This is a genomic window from Agromyces mediolanus, assembly GCF_014648575.1.
In the GTDB taxonomy this organism is placed as follows: Bacteria; Actinomycetota; Actinomycetes; order Actinomycetales; family Microbacteriaceae; genus Agromyces; species Agromyces mediolanus.
The window spans coordinates 82,439-96,654 of the sequence record NZ_BMRJ01000002.1 but is presented as its reverse complement, the minus strand read 5'-3'; the positions used below and the strand labels follow the sequence as shown (position 1 = coordinate 96,654).

At 72.8% G+C, this 14,216-nt stretch carries 12 protein-coding genes; 6 read left to right on the top strand and 6 right to left on the bottom strand.

Annotated features, from left to right (window positions below):
* Window positions 1-51: 51 nt before the first annotated feature.
* Window positions 52-1,431: an APC family permease gene (locus IEY71_RS10255; RefSeq protein WP_189085251.1), complete on the bottom strand. Its 1,380-nt coding sequence runs from the start codon at window positions 1,429-1,431 to the stop codon at window positions 52-54.
* A 27-nt stretch (window positions 1,432-1,458) separates the two neighbouring features.
* A complete protein-coding gene (locus IEY71_RS10250) occupies window positions 1,459-3,090 on the bottom strand; it encodes an amidohydrolase (RefSeq protein ID WP_189085250.1) in 1,632 nt (543 codons plus the stop codon).
* Window positions 3,091-3,196: 106 nt separating this feature from the next.
* On the opposite strand from IEY71_RS10250, the gene IEY71_RS10245 reads away from it, so the two are divergent.
* From IEY71_RS10245 to IEY71_RS10235, 3 genes are all read left to right on the top strand, one after another.
* Window positions 3,197-3,814, top strand: coding sequence for a TetR/AcrR family transcriptional regulator C-terminal domain-containing protein (locus IEY71_RS10245; RefSeq protein WP_189085249.1), 618 nt, complete (start codon window positions 3,197-3,199; stop codon window positions 3,812-3,814).
* A gap of 115 nt (window positions 3,815-3,929) precedes the next feature.
* Window positions 3,930-4,367, top strand: coding sequence for an Lrp/AsnC family transcriptional regulator (locus IEY71_RS10240; protein WP_189085248.1), 438 nt, complete (start codon window positions 3,930-3,932; stop codon window positions 4,365-4,367).
* 11 nt (window positions 4,368-4,378) lie between these two features.
* Window positions 4,379-4,756, top strand: coding sequence for a GntR family transcriptional regulator (locus IEY71_RS10235; protein ID WP_189085247.1), 378 nt, complete (start codon window positions 4,379-4,381; stop codon window positions 4,754-4,756).
* Between the two features lie 49 nt (window positions 4,757-4,805).
* Here IEY71_RS10235 and IEY71_RS10230 read toward each other — a convergent pair whose 3' ends face one another.
* Together IEY71_RS10230 and IEY71_RS10225 are read right to left on the bottom strand one after the other, a co-directional pair.
* The gene (locus IEY71_RS10230; protein ID WP_189085246.1) at window positions 4,806-5,960 is read right to left on the bottom strand and encodes an SLC13 family permease; all 1,155 of its coding nucleotides are present in this window, start codon (window positions 5,958-5,960) and stop codon (window positions 4,806-4,808) included.
* Window positions 5,961-6,022: 62 nt separating this feature from the next.
* Complete coding sequence (locus IEY71_RS10225; RefSeq protein ID WP_189085245.1) at window positions 6,023-7,216, bottom strand: RimK family alpha-L-glutamate ligase; 1,194 nt, start codon at window positions 7,214-7,216, stop codon at window positions 6,023-6,025.
* A 26-nt stretch (window positions 7,217-7,242) separates the two neighbouring features.
* Here IEY71_RS10225 and IEY71_RS10220 point away from each other — a divergent pair, with 26 nt between their 5' ends.
* Window positions 7,243-7,722 (top strand): ATP-dependent zinc protease family protein, encoded by a 480-nt coding sequence (locus IEY71_RS10220; protein ID WP_189085244.1) that lies wholly within the window; start codon window positions 7,243-7,245, stop codon window positions 7,720-7,722.
* A gap of 98 nt (window positions 7,723-7,820) precedes the next feature.
* On the opposite strand, the gene IEY71_RS10215 is transcribed toward IEY71_RS10220, so the two are convergent.
* Complete coding sequence (locus IEY71_RS10215) at window positions 7,821-11,504, bottom strand: proline dehydrogenase family protein (RefSeq protein ID WP_189085243.1); 3,684 nt, start codon at window positions 11,502-11,504, stop codon at window positions 7,821-7,823.
* A 213-nt stretch (window positions 11,505-11,717) separates the two neighbouring features.
* Between IEY71_RS10215 and IEY71_RS10210 the strand changes: the two genes are divergently transcribed.
* Window positions 11,718-12,632: a LysR substrate-binding domain-containing protein gene (locus IEY71_RS10210; RefSeq protein WP_189085242.1), complete on the top strand. Its 915-nt coding sequence runs from the start codon at window positions 11,718-11,720 to the stop codon at window positions 12,630-12,632.
* A gap of 19 nt (window positions 12,633-12,651) precedes the next feature.
* On the opposite strand, the gene IEY71_RS10205 is transcribed toward IEY71_RS10210, so the two are convergent.
* The gene (locus IEY71_RS10205; protein ID WP_189085241.1) at window positions 12,652-13,434 is read right to left on the bottom strand and encodes an alpha/beta hydrolase; all 783 of its coding nucleotides are present in this window, start codon (window positions 13,432-13,434) and stop codon (window positions 12,652-12,654) included.
* 101 nt (window positions 13,435-13,535) lie between these two features.
* Here IEY71_RS10205 and IEY71_RS10200 point away from each other — a divergent pair, with 101 nt between their 5' ends.
* Window positions 13,536-14,186, top strand: a complete 651-nt coding sequence (locus IEY71_RS10200; protein ID WP_189085240.1) for a TetR/AcrR family transcriptional regulator — start codon at window positions 13,536-13,538, stop codon at window positions 14,184-14,186.
* Window positions 14,187-14,216: the final 30 nt, after the last annotated feature.

Genomic DNA, 14,216 nt, shown 5'->3' with positions numbered 1-14,216 from the left:
GGTTGCCCGACGTTCATGAACGTCGGGCACCCCTGAAGGGCGGCGAAGCGCCTACTCCTTCAGGTCGAGCATCGGCGTCGGCCGGCGGAAGCCGCGCGTCACGATCGCGAGGATGATGACGCCGAGCGCGAGCCAGGACAGGCCGATGATGAAGGTGCGGCCCGAGAGGCTCGTCCACAGCCACACCGTCAGCGCGAAGCCGATGAGCGGCAGCACGAGGTTGTTCAGCACCCCGAGGCCGGTGCGCTCCTTGCCGTCGAGGAAGTAGTGCTTCACGACCGAGAGGTTCACCACCGAGAACGCGATGAGCGCGCCGAAGCTGATCATCTCGCTGAGCAGCGTCAGGTCGAACACGAGCGCGAGCAGCGAGATCGCCGAGACGATCAGGATCGCGACCACCGGCGTGCCGAATCGCTTGTTCAGGTGGCCGAACACCCGGCGCGGCAGCACGCCGTCGCGCCCCATCGCGAAGAGGATGCGCGCGACCGAGGCCTGCGAGGTCAGCGCCGATCCGGTCGCACCGGCGACGTAGCCCGCGATGAACAGCGTGGACAGCCACTGCCCGCCCGCGGCGCTCACGACGTCGACGCCCGCGGCATCCACCGAGGTGAAGTCGTTCGAGGGGAACACGAGCTGGGCCACGTAGGAGAGCAGCACGAACACGAGGCCCGCGCTGATCGTGGTGATCATGATCGCCCGGGGCACGGTGCGCTTCGAGTCCTTCGCCTCCTCGGCGAGCGTCGACACCGAGTCGAAGCCGAGGAACGAGAGGCACAGGATGGCGGCGCCCGCGAACAGCGCCCCGAAGCCGTCGACCGTGCCGTCGCCCTGGAACGGCAGCAGCGGGTCGACGCCGTTGCCGGCCGCCGTCGAGAAGCCGAGCGCGACGAAGACGACGATGAAGATCGTCTGCACGGCGATGATGACGAAGTTGGCCCGGTTCACCGAGACGATGCCGACGACGTTCAGGATCGTCACGAGCGCGATCGCGGCGACGACGAACACCCACGCGGGGATGCCGGGGAACGACGCCGAGAGGTAGATGCCGAGCACCAGGTAGTTGATCATCGGCAGGAACAGGTAGTCGAGCAGCAGCGCCCAGCCGGAGAGGAAGCCGACCGCGCCGCCGAAGCTCCGCTGCGTGTAGACGTACGCCGATCCCGCGTACGGGTAGGCGACCGACATCCTGGCGTAGGAGCGCGCCGTGAAGACCATCGCGACGAGGGTGATCAGGTAGGCGACGGGCACCCGGCCGCCGGTGACCTGCGTGACGATGCCGTAGGTCGTGAACACGGTGAGCGGCACCATGTAGACGAGCCCGAAGAGCACGAGCGAGGGCACGCCGAGCACGCGCTTGAAGCGGCCCTCCGTGACTTGCGCGGTGGCGGTGGTCGCCGAGATCAGGGGATCGTGGGGCGAAGCCTGGGACATGGCCGGGTTTCCTTTCGTGGTGCGGCGCTACGCTGCGCCGCGGTATCGGGGGCTTCCTGCGAGGTAGGTGGAGCGGATGGCGAGGGCGGGCAGCTCGGCGGGGGCGAGCTGCCGGGGGTCGGCGGCGAGCACGACGAAGTCGGCGCTCGCGCCGGGCTCGATGCGCCCCCACGGGGCGGCGGCGCGGTCGGCGAAGCCCTGGTGGGCCACGGAGGCCGAGTAGGCGTCGAAGGCGATCGCCGGGTCGAGGATCTCGGCGGGCGTCCAGCCGCCGGCGGGCACGCCGTCGGCGGTCTGCCGCGACACCGCGATCGCGAGGCCGTCGAGCGGGGCGCCGGAGCTGACCGGCCAGTCGGAGCCGAAGGACAGCGCAGCGCCGGATGCCTCGAGCGAGGCCATGCGGTACTGGCGGTCGGCGCGCTCCTGGCCGAGCCGGGGCACGGTGAGCACGGTCATCAGCCCGTCGAGCTGCGCCCACAGCGGCTGCATGCAGGCGATGACGCCGAGCTCGGCGAAGCGGTCGAGGTCGGCGTCGTCGACGAGCTGGGCGTGGGCGATGACGGGGCGGCGGTCGCGCGGGCCGTTCGCGGCGATGGCGCCCTCGATCGCGTCGAGCGCCTGCCGCACGGCGGCGTCGCCGATGGCGTGGATGTGCACCTGGAAGCCGGCGGCGTCGACCGCGCGCACGGCCTCGGCGAGGGACTCGCCCTCCCAGACCGACATCCCGTGCTTGTGCAGCGCGGAGCAGTAGGGCTCCAGCAGCGCCCCCGTCTCGGACTCGATGACGCCGTCGGCGAAGAACTTCACGGTGTGCGCGGTCAGCATGGGCGAGCCGAGCGCCTGCACCCGCTCGCGCGAGTCGAGCATGGTCGGCAGCTGCGCGGGGAACCGCCGCGGATCGGCGTACAGGGCGAGGTTGAAGCGGACGGGGAGGATGCCCCGCTCCGCCGCCTCGAGGTAGCTGTCGACGTCGCCGGGCTCGACCCAGGCATCCTGCACCCAGGTGACCCCGCGCGCGAGGTAGTACTCGCCGGCCCGCACGAGCGCGCGCATGCGCTGCTCGGCCGGCCGCACCGGGGCGGCGTCGAAGACGAGGTCGACCGCGCCCCACTCGCGGAGGGTGCCGAGCGGGCTGCCGTCGGCGCGGCGGCAGATCTCGCCGAGCACCGGCTCGGGCGTCGACGCGTCGATGCCGGCGAGCTCGAGCGCCCGGGAGTTCACCCACACCGTGTGGTAGTCGTAGGCGCGCAGCACGACGGGCCGGTCGGGCACGGCGGCGTCGAGCCAGCGGGCGTCGAAGAGGCCCTCCTCGACGAGGCTGGGGTCGTAGGAGGCGCCGAAGATCCACTCCTCGTCGGGGTGGGCCGCGGCGTACTCGCCGACGGCGGCGACGATCTCCTCGACGGAGGTGCGGCCGCGCACCGCGGGGCCCTCGGCCTCGAGCCCGCCGAAGAGCGGGTGGGCGTGGCCGTCGCCGAAGGAGGGCATCAGGAATCCGCCGTCGAGCTCGACGCGTTCGAGCTGCTCGGCCCGCTCGGCCGCGGCGTCGGCCGCGTCGTCGAGCGCGACGATCACCCCGCCGTCGACGAGCAGGGAGCGCGCCGCGGGCTCGCCCGCGCCGCGCCAGATCGTTCCGCCGGAGAAGTGGATCGCCGTCATGCACCGTTGCTTTCACTCGAACGAACAGCGTTCATACGAACACTGTTCGTGTGGGTGTTGAGAGGCTACACTCTCGGCAGGGCTGAGGGAAGAGGGGGATGCCGGGATGCCGACCGTCAACCGCGAGCAGCTCGTCCTCGCCGCCCTCGCGATCGTCGACGAGCAGGGCAGCGAGGCGCTCACGATGCGCTCCCTCGCCACGAGGGTGCACCGGCAGGTCTCCTCGCTCTACAACCACGTCGGCAGCCGCGACGAGCTGATCGAGCTCGTGCGCGCGCACATCGTCGTGGGCATCGACACCACCCCCTTCGCCGACGAGCCCTGGGACGTCGCGCTCGAAGCGTGGGCGCGCTCCTACCTGCGGGTCTTCGCCGCGCACCCGAACCTCATCCGCATCCTCGCGACCACCCCGATCCGGGACATCTCGACGTTCGAGATCTACGACGTCGTGATCGGCGCCCTGATCGAGGCCGGTTGGCCGATGCACGACGCGGTCGCCGTGATGCGCACCGTCGAGGCGCACGTGCTCGGCTCCGCGCTCGACCTCGTGGCGCCGAGCGACATGCTCGACCAGTCCTCGGTGCCGGCCGAGCTCGCCCGGGTGCACGCCGCGCTCGACCCCGAGTACGAGGAGTCGACGAGCGCCGCCGCGGCCTTCGAGCTCGGCATCCGGGCCCTCCTCGACGGCCTCCGCGCGCGCCGCGCCACGGTCGCCCCCGCCTGAACCACTCCCGCACGGCACCTTCTGTGCCCCGTTTGCGAACGATTCCGCAACGACCCGCAGGATTCGCGCGCGACCGGACGACGGCGCGCAAGAGTCCCGCGTACACTCGCGTTCCATGGACAACCTGGACCGAGCGATCCTCGATCTTCTGCGGCAGAACGCCCGTGCCGGCTACGGCGACATCGGCTCCTCCGTGGGGCTCTCCGCCTCGGCGGTGAAGCGGCGCGTCGACAAGCTCGTCGCCGAGGGCGTCATCCGCTCCTTCACGATCCAGGTCGACCCGACCGTCGACGGCATGTCCACCGAGGCCTACGTCGAGCTGTTCTGCCGCGGCACGGTCGCCCCGGAGGAGCTGAAGCGCATCCTCCAGGAGGTGCCCGAGGTCGTCTACGCGGGAACCGTCACCGGCTCCGCCGACGCGATCGTGCAGATCCGCGCGCGCGACATCGCCTCCCTCGAGGACGCGCTCGAACGGGTGCGCATCGCCCCCAACGTCGACCACACCCGCAGCGCGATCGTGCTCTCGCGCCTCGTGAACCGGGTGCGGGACTGAGCGGGCCCCCGATGTCGAAGCCCGGCGCCGGCCTGTCGCTCACGATCGATCCGGATGCGGCGACCGCCCCGTTCGAGCAGCTGCGCGCCGCCGTCGTCGACGCGGTGCAGTCCGGGCGGCTCGCCCCCGGCGACCGGCTGCCGACCGTGCGCGCCCTCGCCGAACAGCTCGGGCTCGCCACGAACACCGTCGCGAAGGCCTACCGCGCGCTCGAGGGCGACGGCGTGATCGAGACCCGGGGCCGCAACGGCACCGTCATCGCCGAGCACGGCGACGCCGGGCGCCGGGCCCTGCAGCGCGCCGCCGCCGACTTCGCGGCCCTCGCCCGCCGCGTGGGCGTCGACGCCGCCGAGGCGCGCGAGATCGTCGACGCCGCCCTGCACGAGTGAGCCGGGCGCGGGCGGGCGCGGCCCGCCGAGGCATCCCGCTCCTGCGCGCTCAGCCCGCCGCGAGCGCCAGCCCGAGCGTCGCCCCGGCGACCGTGAGCGGCGCGACGAGCAGCCCGAGCGCGACGTAGCGCCACCACGAGATCTCGACGCCCATCGCCACGAGCCGCTGGTGCCAGAGCAGCGTCGCGAGCGACGCCCACGGCGTGACGATCGCGCCCGCGTTGACGCCGATGAGGAGGGCCGCGGTGCGCAGCGGCGACGCGGCGAACGGTTCGAGGGCGAGGAACGCGGGCAGGTTGTCGATCGCGTTCGCCGAGAGCGCGGATGCCCCGGTGAGCCGCAGCAGCTCGAGCGGACCCTCCCCCGTGCCCGCGAGCTCGCCGAGCACGGCGGTCGCGCCGAGCTCGTGCGCCGCCTGCATCGCGAGGAAGAGCCCGCACACGAACACGAGGAGCGACCACGGCGCGAGCCCGGGCCGCAGCACCCGGCGTCGGCGCACGGCGAACACGACGACGAGCACGAGCGCCGCCCCGCTCGCCGGCAGCCACACCGGAAGGCCCGAGACGAGCAGCGGCACGAGCGCGGCCAGCACGCCGACGGCGGTCCAGAACAGCGGGCGGTCGCCGATCGCGGCGGGCTCGTCGGGGACGAAGCGGGCCGCGAGCTCCCGCCGCCGCACGAGCAGCACGATGACCGCGGGCACCACGACGGCGACGAGCGCCGGCGCGGCCATCAGCGCGGCGAACTCGAGCGGGTGCAGCGCGAGCCGCTCGGCCGCGAGCAGGTTCGTCAGATTCGAGACGGGCAGCAGCAGCGAGGCCGTGTTCGCGAGCCACACGGTCGTCAGCGCGAACGGGATCGGCGGCAGCCGCACGTGCGCCGCGAGCGAGACCACCACCGGCGTGAGCAGCACGGCCGTCGTGTCGAGCGAGAGGAAGACGGTCGAGGCCGTCGCGAGCACCACGACGAGCAGCCATAGCAGGATGGCCCGCCCGCCCGCCATCCGCGCCAGCCGTTCCGCGAGCGCCCGGAAGACGCCCGCCTCCGCCGCGAGCTCGGCGACCACCGTCATCGCGACGACGAAGCCGAGGATGGGCGCGGAGCGCTCCGCGAGCGCGGCGACCGCGTCGAGCGGCAGCACGCCGCTCGCCACCGCGACGAGGCCGAGCGCGGTGAGCACGGCTCCGACGATCGCGATGCGCACCAGGCGAGGGTAGTCGATCCGCGGGTGTGAGCGCCCTCCGCGGGCGCCGCCGCGCTGCGCCGCTACTCGTTCGTCGGCATCGCCTGCTTCGGGAGCTTGCGCACCTTCGCCCGGCGGCGACGGCGCTCGGGGATCATCGAGCGCATCTCCTCGAGCTTGCCGAAGCAGAGCAGCCGGTCGCCCGACTCGAGCAGCACGCCCTTGCGCGGGTTCGGGATGACGTTCGCGCCGCGGTGCAGGGTGAGCACCGTGATGTCGCGCTCCCAGAGGCCGGACTCCCCGAGCGTCTTGCCGACGAGGTCGGCGTTCGTGTGCACGAGCAGCTCCGCGACGCCGTACCCGGTCGAGACGGTGAGCCGCTGGCGCACGTCAATCTCGGGGAACGCCACCTGGTTCGCGATGTAGTCGATGATCGCGCCGGCCACGTCGAGGTTGGTGGCGGCCTCGATGCCCTGCAGGCCCGGCGAGGAGTTCACCTCCATGACGAGGGGCCCGTGCTCGCCCTCGAGCATGTCGACGCCGGCGACCTTGAGGCCCATGATCTGCGCCGACCGCACCGCCGCCTGCTCGTACTCGGGGGTGAGCTCCACGGGTTCGACGGTGCCGCCGCGGTGCACGTTCGAGCGGAACTCGTCGCCGTTCGCGACACGGCGCATGGCCGCGACGACGCGGTCGCCGACGACGAGGGCGCGGATGTCGCGGCCGCGGCTCTCGGCGATGAACTTCTGGATGAGCACGTTCTGCTTCGTCGAGTGCAGCGTCTCGATGATCGCCTCGGCGACCTTGACCTGCGGCGCGAGGATGACGCCGATGCCCTGCGTGCCCTCGAGCAGCTTGATGACGACGGGCGCCCCGCCGACGCGCTCGATCGCCGGGCGCACGTCGGCGCGGTTGCGCACGAAGGCGGTCGGCGGCAGGGCGATGTTGTGCCGGGACAGGATCTGGTTCGCGCGCAGCTTGTCGCGGGCGTTCGAGATGCCGTTCGCGGTGTTCGGCGTGTACACGTCCATCTGCTCGAACTGGCGCACCACGGCGGTGCCGAAGTACGTGATCGAGTTGCCGATGCGGGGCAGGATCGCGTCGTAGTCGCTCAGCTGCCGGCCGCGGAACTGCAGATCGGGCTCGGGTCCCGCGAGGTCGATCGCGAAGCGCAGCGTATTCAGGACCTTGACCTGATGACCGCGCTGCTGGGCTGCGGCCCGGAGGCGCTGGGTCGAGTACGCGTGCGGCGCGCGCGAGAGGATCGCGAGTTTCATGCTGGGTGCCCTGCCAAGATGGACGAGTGAAGTCGAGTTCCCATTCAAGCACCATCGCCGGATGGCGCGAATGGGCGAGCCTCCCCGGGCTCGGGGTGGCCTGGATCAAGGTGAAGCTCGACACCGGCGCCCGCAGCTCCGCGCTGCACGCCTTCGATCTCGAGGAGTTCGAGCGCGACGGCGAGCCGTGGGTGCGCTTCGGCGTGCGGCCCTGGCAGGGCTCCGACGAGGACGACGTCCGGGTCGAGCTGCCGGTGCACGACCGGCGCCTCGTGCGCAGCTCCTCCGGCCACACCGCCGAGCGCATCGTGGTGCTGCTCGACGTCGTGCTGCTCGGCCGCACGGTGACCGCCGAGGTCACGCTCACGAACCGCGACGAGATGGGCTTCCGCATGCTCGTCGGCCGCGAGGCGCTGCGGCAGGGCTTCGTCGTCGACTCCGGCCGCTCCTTCGTCGGCGGCCGCGCGCCGAAGCACGCGCGCCGCCGTAACCGCGGCCGGGCCTGACCCCCCTCTGACTTCAGGGTTGCCCAACTTTCATGAAAGTCGGGCAACCCTGAAGCAGAGCAGCGCGGCAGCGCGGCAGCGCGGCAGCGCGGCGATGCCTAGATCACGCCCTGCGACAGGGTCGTCGGGTTGCCGAAGCGGTGGTTCGTGATCGAGATCGCCTGCTCGTGCAGGAACGGCAGCAGCTCCACCCGGCCCGAGGGCGTCACGGGGTGCGCCCACACCGCGACATCCGGCGCGCCGCCGAGCGCGTGCGCGAGCGCCGAGGCATCCCCGCCGACGAGCCGCACCCGGCTCGCGCCGAGCGCCTTCGCGCCGCGCTTCGCCACGCGGGCGAGCCAGGCGGCGTCGTCCTCGCGGGTGATCCGCACCTCGCGGGCGGCGAGCACGGTGCGCACGCCCTTCGGCAGCTCGAGCGCGGTCGAGACCTCGAAGCGCGACTTCGTGAGCAGGCCGGCGACGACGACCCGGAGGCCCTCGGCGAGGTCTGCGTCGTCCGAGATGCGCACGGTGACGGGCAGCGGGCGGTAGCGGAAGACGTTCCGCTCGACGCCGAGCTGCGAGGCGTCGCGGGCGACGCCGTACTCCTCGGCCCAGGCGACGGCGTCGCTCAGCGCGGAGCGGCGCAGCACGTCGAACGACTCGTAGTCGAGGGCCGACTGGGATGCCTCGATGACCTCCGTGACACGCTTGTCGAGGCCGCGCAGGTGCAGCGTCGAGGACTGGCGGCCGTGCTCGGCCTCCCAGCTGCCGAGCCCGAACAGGTAGTTCGGCCCGCCGGCCTTGGCGCCGGCGCCGACGGCGGAGCGCTTCCAGCCACCGAAGGGCTGGCGCTGCACGATCGCACCGGTGATGCCGCGGTTCACGTAGAGGTTGCCCGCCTCGACCTGGTCGAACCAGCTCGCGAGCTCCTCCGAGTCGAGCGAGTGGAGGCCCGCGGTGAGGCCGTAGTCGACGGCGTTCTGGAAGCGGATGGCCTCGTCGAGGTCCTTCGCGTGCATGATGCCGAGCACCGGGCCGAAGAACTCGGTGAGGTGGAAGTAGGAGCCCGGCTGCACCCCGGTCTTGATGCCCGGCGACCAGAGCCGCCCGCTGTCGTCGAGCTGCTTCGGCTCGACGAGCCACTCCTCGCCGATGCCGAGCTGGGTGAGGGCGTGGAGCAGCTTGCCCTGCGCCGGCTCGATGATCGGCCCGATCTGGGTGCGGGCATCGGCGGGGTAGCCGACCCGCATCGAACGGGCGGCGTCGACGAGCTGGCGGCGGAACCGCTCCGACTTCGCGACCGAGCCGACGAGGATGACGAGCGAGGCCGCCGAGCACTTCTGCCCGGCGTGCCCGAAGGCGCTCTTCACGACGTCGGACGCGGCGAGGTCGAGGTCGGCCGAGGGCGTGACGATGATCGCGTTCTTGCCGCTCGTCTCGGCGAGCAGCGGCAGGTCGGCGCGGAAGGAGCGGAACAGCTCGGCCGTCTCGTACGCGCCCGTGAGGATGACCCGGTCGACGTTCGGGCTCGAGACGAGCTGGGTGCCGAGCTCCCGCTCGCCCACGTCGACGAGGGCGAGGAGCTCCTTCGGGATGCCGGCCTCCCACAGCGCCTCGACCATGACCGCGCCGGAGCGCTGCGCGAGCTTCGCCGGCTTGATCACGACGCCGGAGCCCGCGGCGAGCGCGGCGAGCACGCCGCCGGCGGGGATGGCGACGGGGAAGTTCCACGGCGGGGTGACGACCGTGAGCTTCGAGGGCACGAAAACGGCGCCCTGCACGTGGTCGAGCTCGCGGGCGCGCTCGGCGTAGTAGTGGGCGAAGTCGATCGCCTCGCTGATCTCGGGGTCGGCCTCGGCGATGGTCTTGCCCGCCTCGGCGGCCATGACCTCGATGAGGCGGTCGCGGTTCGCGGCGAGCGCGAGGCCCGCCCGGTGCAGCACGGCGGCGCGCTCGGCGCCGGACTTGCGGCCCCAGGCCTCGCCCGCGGCGGCGACGCCGGCCATGAGCTCGGCGAGCGCGTCGGCGTCGTCGATGCGGGCGGCGCGGATCGTGTCGCGGCCGAGCTCGGAGCCGGGGACGCGCTCGAGGATGCGCCGGCCCCACTCCCGGTTCGCGGCGAGCGCGGGATCGGTGTCGGGCTCGTTGCGGAATCCGGGGGTCAGCCCCGGGCCATGGTCCGCTGAGCTCGTCGAAGCGGAGCCCTGGTCCGCTGAGCTCGTCGAAGCGGAGCCCGTCGAAGCGGAGCCCGTCGAAGCGCCGCCCGACGCGCCGCTCGACCCGCGGCTGATCCCCAGCACGACGTTGGTGAGCCCCTCCTCGGCGTGCTCGCTGCCGGGTGCGGGGGCGTCGAGGCGGGCGAAGGCGGCGTCGAGCGCCCCGCCCTCCCACTCGGTGCGGCGGTTCTGCGTGCGGTTCGGCTGCGGGGCCTCCGCCACGACGGGCTCGAGGGCGGCGAGGGAGCGCTCGTAGCGGGCGCGCTCGCGGTCGAAGAGCCCGCGGTCGTCGGCGAGCTCGAACAAGGCCGACATGAAGTTCTCCTGGCTCGCGTTCTCTTCGAGCCGGCGGATCAGGTACGCGATCGCGACGTCGAACTCGGCCGGGTTCACGACGGGCGTGTAGAGCAGCAACTGGCCGACGTCGCCGCGGACGGCCTCGGCCTGCCCGGTCGCCATGCCGAGCAGCATCTCGAACTCGACGCCGGCCTCGACGCCGCGCGCCTTGGCGGTGAGCCAGGCGTGGGCGACGTCGAAGAGGTTGTGCCCGGCGACGCCGAGCCGCACGGCGTCGATCCGCTCGGGAGTCATCGACCAGTCGAGCACCCGCTTGTAGTTGGTGTCGGAGTCCTGCTTGCTCGAGTAGGTCGCGACGGGCCAGTCGTGGATCGCGGCATCCACCTGCTCCATGGCGAGGTTCGCGCCCTTGACGACGCGCACCTTGATCGGGGCCCCGCCGGCCGCACGCCGGGTCTTCGCCCAGGCCTGCAGCTCCTGCATGGCGCGGAGCGCGTCGGGCAGGTAGGTCTGCAGCACGATGCCGGCCTCGAGCTGCCGCAGCTGCGGCTGATCGAGGAGCGCGGTGAAGACCGCGATGGTGAGGTCGAGGTCCCGGTACTCCTCCATGTCGAGGTTGATGAACTTCGGCTTGCCCTCGGCGGTGCGCTGCGCCGCGAGTTCGTAGAGCGGGGTGAGCTTGTCGACGACCTTGGCGACGGCCTCGTCGAAGGACCACATGGAGAGCTGGCTGACGACGGACGAGACCTTGATCGAGACGTAGTCGACGTCGTCGCGGGCGAGGAACTCGTAGGTGCCGGAGAGCCGGCGGTCGGCCTCCTGCTCGCCGAGCACGGCCTCGCCGAGGAGGTTGAGGTTGAGCCGGTTGCCGCCCTCGCGGAGCTTCGCGATGGCGGGGCCGAGCTTCGCCGGGGTGGCGTCGAGCACGAGGTGGCCGACCATGGCGCGGAGCACGCGGCGGGCGATCGGGATGACGACCCAGGGCAGCATCGGGGCGAAGACGCCGCCCACGCGGATGGCCGCCTTCAGGTACCAGGGCAGGAACTTCGGCGTGAGCTTCGCGACCTGCTCGAGGTTGCGGCCGGCGACGCCGAGGTCCTCCGGGCGCATGACGCCGTCGACGAAGCCGACGGTGAAGGCGAGGCCGTTCGGGTCCTTCAGCACCCCCGCGAGCCGCTCGGCGGCGGGGTCGACGGGGTGCGCTGCGCTCTCGGCGAGCCAGCGGCGAACGAGGGAGACGACGTCGTCGGTGCGCGGGCTGCCGGTGGCTGCGCTGAGGTTCGTCATGGTCACGACAGTACTGTCCTTCACTGGAAGCGGGGCCGGGGGAACGCCGGGCATCGACTCAAGTGTGCGGCCGGGCGTTCATTCGGTACAGCGAATGATTCCGATGGATACTGTTCATGATTTCCGAATAATCGTGAGCGCCTTCTCGACGTGCCCGACTTTCATGAAAGTCGGGCAAGTCGAGGCAGTGGAACAGAGAGGAAGGACGCCGCGATGCTCGACGTACGCCGCCTGCGCCTGCTCGTGGAGCTGAGCCGCCGAGGCACGCTCGCCGCGGTCGCCGAGGCGCTCTCGTACAGCCCGTCCTCGGTGTCGCAGCAGCTCGCGCTGCTCGAGCGCGAGGCCGGCGTGCCCCTGCTCGTGCAGGCGGGCCGCCGGGTGCAGCTCACCCCGCAGGCCCTCGTGCTCGTCGAGCACGGCATCGCGGTGCTCGACCGGCTGGAGGAGGCGGAGGCCGAGGTCGCCCGCTCCCTCACCTCGGTCGGCGGCACGGTGCGCGTCGCGGTGTTCCAATCGGCCGCGCACGCCGTCGTGCCGCAGGCGCTGACGATCCTCGCGGCGGAGCATCCGGGGCTCCGCGTCGAGGTCACCGAGCGCGAGCCCGAGGCGGGGCTGTTCGAGGTCGCGGCCCGCGACTTCGACCTCGTCGTCGCCGAGCAGTACCCGGGGCACACGAGGGCGCACCGCCCGGAACTCGACCGGGTCCCGCTCGTCGCCGACCCCATCCGGCTCGCTCTGCCCGGCGGCGTCGCTCCCGAGGCCGCGACCCTGGCGGACGCGGCATCCCTGCCCTGGGTTTTGGAGCCGGCCGGCACCGCCTCGCGCGAGTGGGCGGTGCAGCTCTGCCGCGAGGCCGGCTTCGAACCCGATGTGCGCTTCGAGACGGCGGACCTCATCGCGCACATCCGGCTCATCCGGGCCGGCCACGCCGCGGGACTGCTGCCCGATCTCGTCTGGGCGGGCGAGCCGCCGAGCGTCCGCCTCGCGGAGCTGCCCGGCCGCCCGCAACGCGAGGTGTTCACGGCGACGAGGCACGCGGCGGCCACCCGTCCGGCGGTCGTCGCGTGCCGCGAGGCGCTCGCCCGGGCGGCTCGCGCCGCCGCTCCGGCGCGGCGCCCCGCCGGCTGAGCCGGGCGACGCGGCCGGTTCAGCCCTGCGTGTCGAGGAGGCGGGCGAGCCGCTCGGCCATCGCCTCGGGCTCCCAGCTGTGCCACGCGCCGGCGACGCGTTCGGAGGCCCCGGCGGGCGCCGCGGCCGCGATCGCGTCGGCGGCCTCGGCCATGCCGGGGAACGTCTCCGTGCCGACCACGGCGAGCACCGGCACGGCGAGCCCGCCGAGGTGGGCCGCGAGCCCGTCGGCCTCGACGGAAGCGAGGGCCTCGCCGTCGGGGATCCAGCTCAGCACGAGCCCGGGGTAGTCGGGCGAGCGGCGCAGCTCCTCGAGCCACTCGGGCGGCATGCCGACCATGTAGGCGGCGACGGCGTCCTCGAGTCGGCCGTCGGCGACGGCCTGCTCGACCACCGCCCACCACGCGGGCGCGCCGCCCTCGAACTGCCCGAGCGGCGCCTCCCAGAGCACGAGGCCCGCGAGACCGGGCACGCGGGGTGCGGCCCGCAGCGCGATGGCGCAGCCCGAGGAGTGTCCGACGAGCACCACGGGCGCGCCCGCCGCCTCGGCGAGCGCGGCGATCGCGTCGAGCTCGCGGTCCAGCGCGATCGGGCCGGATGCCGCGGAGTCGCCGCGTCCGACGCGGTCGTGCACGATCGCCTGATGCCCGCGCTCGGCGAGCAGGCGTCCGGTCTCGGCGGTCACCGGGTCGTCGGCGCGGGTGGGCCCGGCGCCCTGGATGAAGACGACGGCGGGGGTTCCCGGCTCGCCGTAGCGGTCGAAGGCGACGAGGTCGCCGTTGGCGGTGGTGATGGTTTCCATCGGGGCATCCCCATTTCTGGACTGACGAGTCTTGATTCATTGAGAATATAGACGCACGAGTATGATGTCTGCAAGAGCCGGACCGATCGGAGGAGACGCGGATGCGCCCCAGCTCGCTGCAGAAGCGCGAAGCCGCGCTGCGCGCCGCCGAACGGCAGTTCCTGGCCACCGGCTACGAATCCGTGACCATGGACTCGATCGCCGCCGAGTGCGGCATCGCGAAGCAGACGCTCTACAGCCACTTCGGCAGCAAGCGCGCCCTGTTCCTCGAGCTCGTCACCGCCGAGACCGTGGGCACCCGCCGCACGGTGCTGTCACCGGCGCCGCGCATCGACCCGCACGACGAGCCCCGCGCCGCCCTTCGCGAGCTCCTCGTCGGCCAGCTCGAAGCGGTGCTGACGCCGAACATCGTCGGGCTGCGGCGCCTCGTCATCGGCGAGCTGCCCCGCTCCCCCGAGCTCGCCGCGGCCCTCTACGAGCACGGGCCGAAGCGAGCGATCGCGAACCTGGCCGGCATCGTCGCCGAGCTGCAGTCCGCCGGGGTGCTGCGCGCCGCCGACCCCGAGCGCGCCGCAGCGCAGCTGAACTGGATGGTCATGGGCGAGCCGCTGAACCGAGCCATGATGCTCGGCGACGCCGCGCTGCCCGACCGCGCCGAGATCGAGGCGCAGGTCGACCTCGCCCTCGAGCTGTTCTTCGAGGGGCTCGCGCCGCACCCCGCCGACGAGTCCGCAGGGGCCCTGCCCGCCTGACGCCCCGCGGGCGACGGAATCTGCACCCAG

Coding starts and splice junctions, on each gene's coding strand:
- IEY71_RS10255 (WP_189085251.1), bottom strand. CDS start 1,431: ATGTCCCAGGCTTCGCCCCACGATCCCCTGATCTCGGCGACCACCGCC.
- IEY71_RS10250 (WP_189085250.1), bottom strand. CDS start 3,090: ATGACGGCGATCCACTTCTCCGGCGGAACGATCTGGCGCGGCGCGGGC.
- IEY71_RS10245 (WP_189085249.1), top strand. CDS start 3,197: ATGCCGACCGTCAACCGCGAGCAGCTCGTCCTCGCCGCCCTCGCGATC.
- IEY71_RS10240 (WP_189085248.1), top strand. CDS start 3,930: ATGGACAACCTGGACCGAGCGATCCTCGATCTTCTGCGGCAGAACGCC.
- IEY71_RS10235 (WP_189085247.1), top strand. CDS start 4,379: ATGTCGAAGCCCGGCGCCGGCCTGTCGCTCACGATCGATCCGGATGCG.
- IEY71_RS10225 (WP_189085245.1), bottom strand. CDS start 7,216: ATGAAACTCGCGATCCTCTCGCGCGCGCCGCACGCGTACTCGACCCAG.
- IEY71_RS10215 (WP_189085243.1), bottom strand. CDS start 11,504: ATGACGAACCTCAGCGCAGCCACCGGCAGCCCGCGCACCGACGACGTC.
- IEY71_RS10210 (WP_189085242.1), top strand. CDS start 11,718: ATGCTCGACGTACGCCGCCTGCGCCTGCTCGTGGAGCTGAGCCGCCGA.
- IEY71_RS10205 (WP_189085241.1), bottom strand. CDS start 13,434: ATGGAAACCATCACCACCGCCAACGGCGACCTCGTCGCCTTCGACCGC.
- IEY71_RS10200 (WP_189085240.1), top strand. CDS start 13,536: ATGCGCCCCAGCTCGCTGCAGAAGCGCGAAGCCGCGCTGCGCGCCGCC.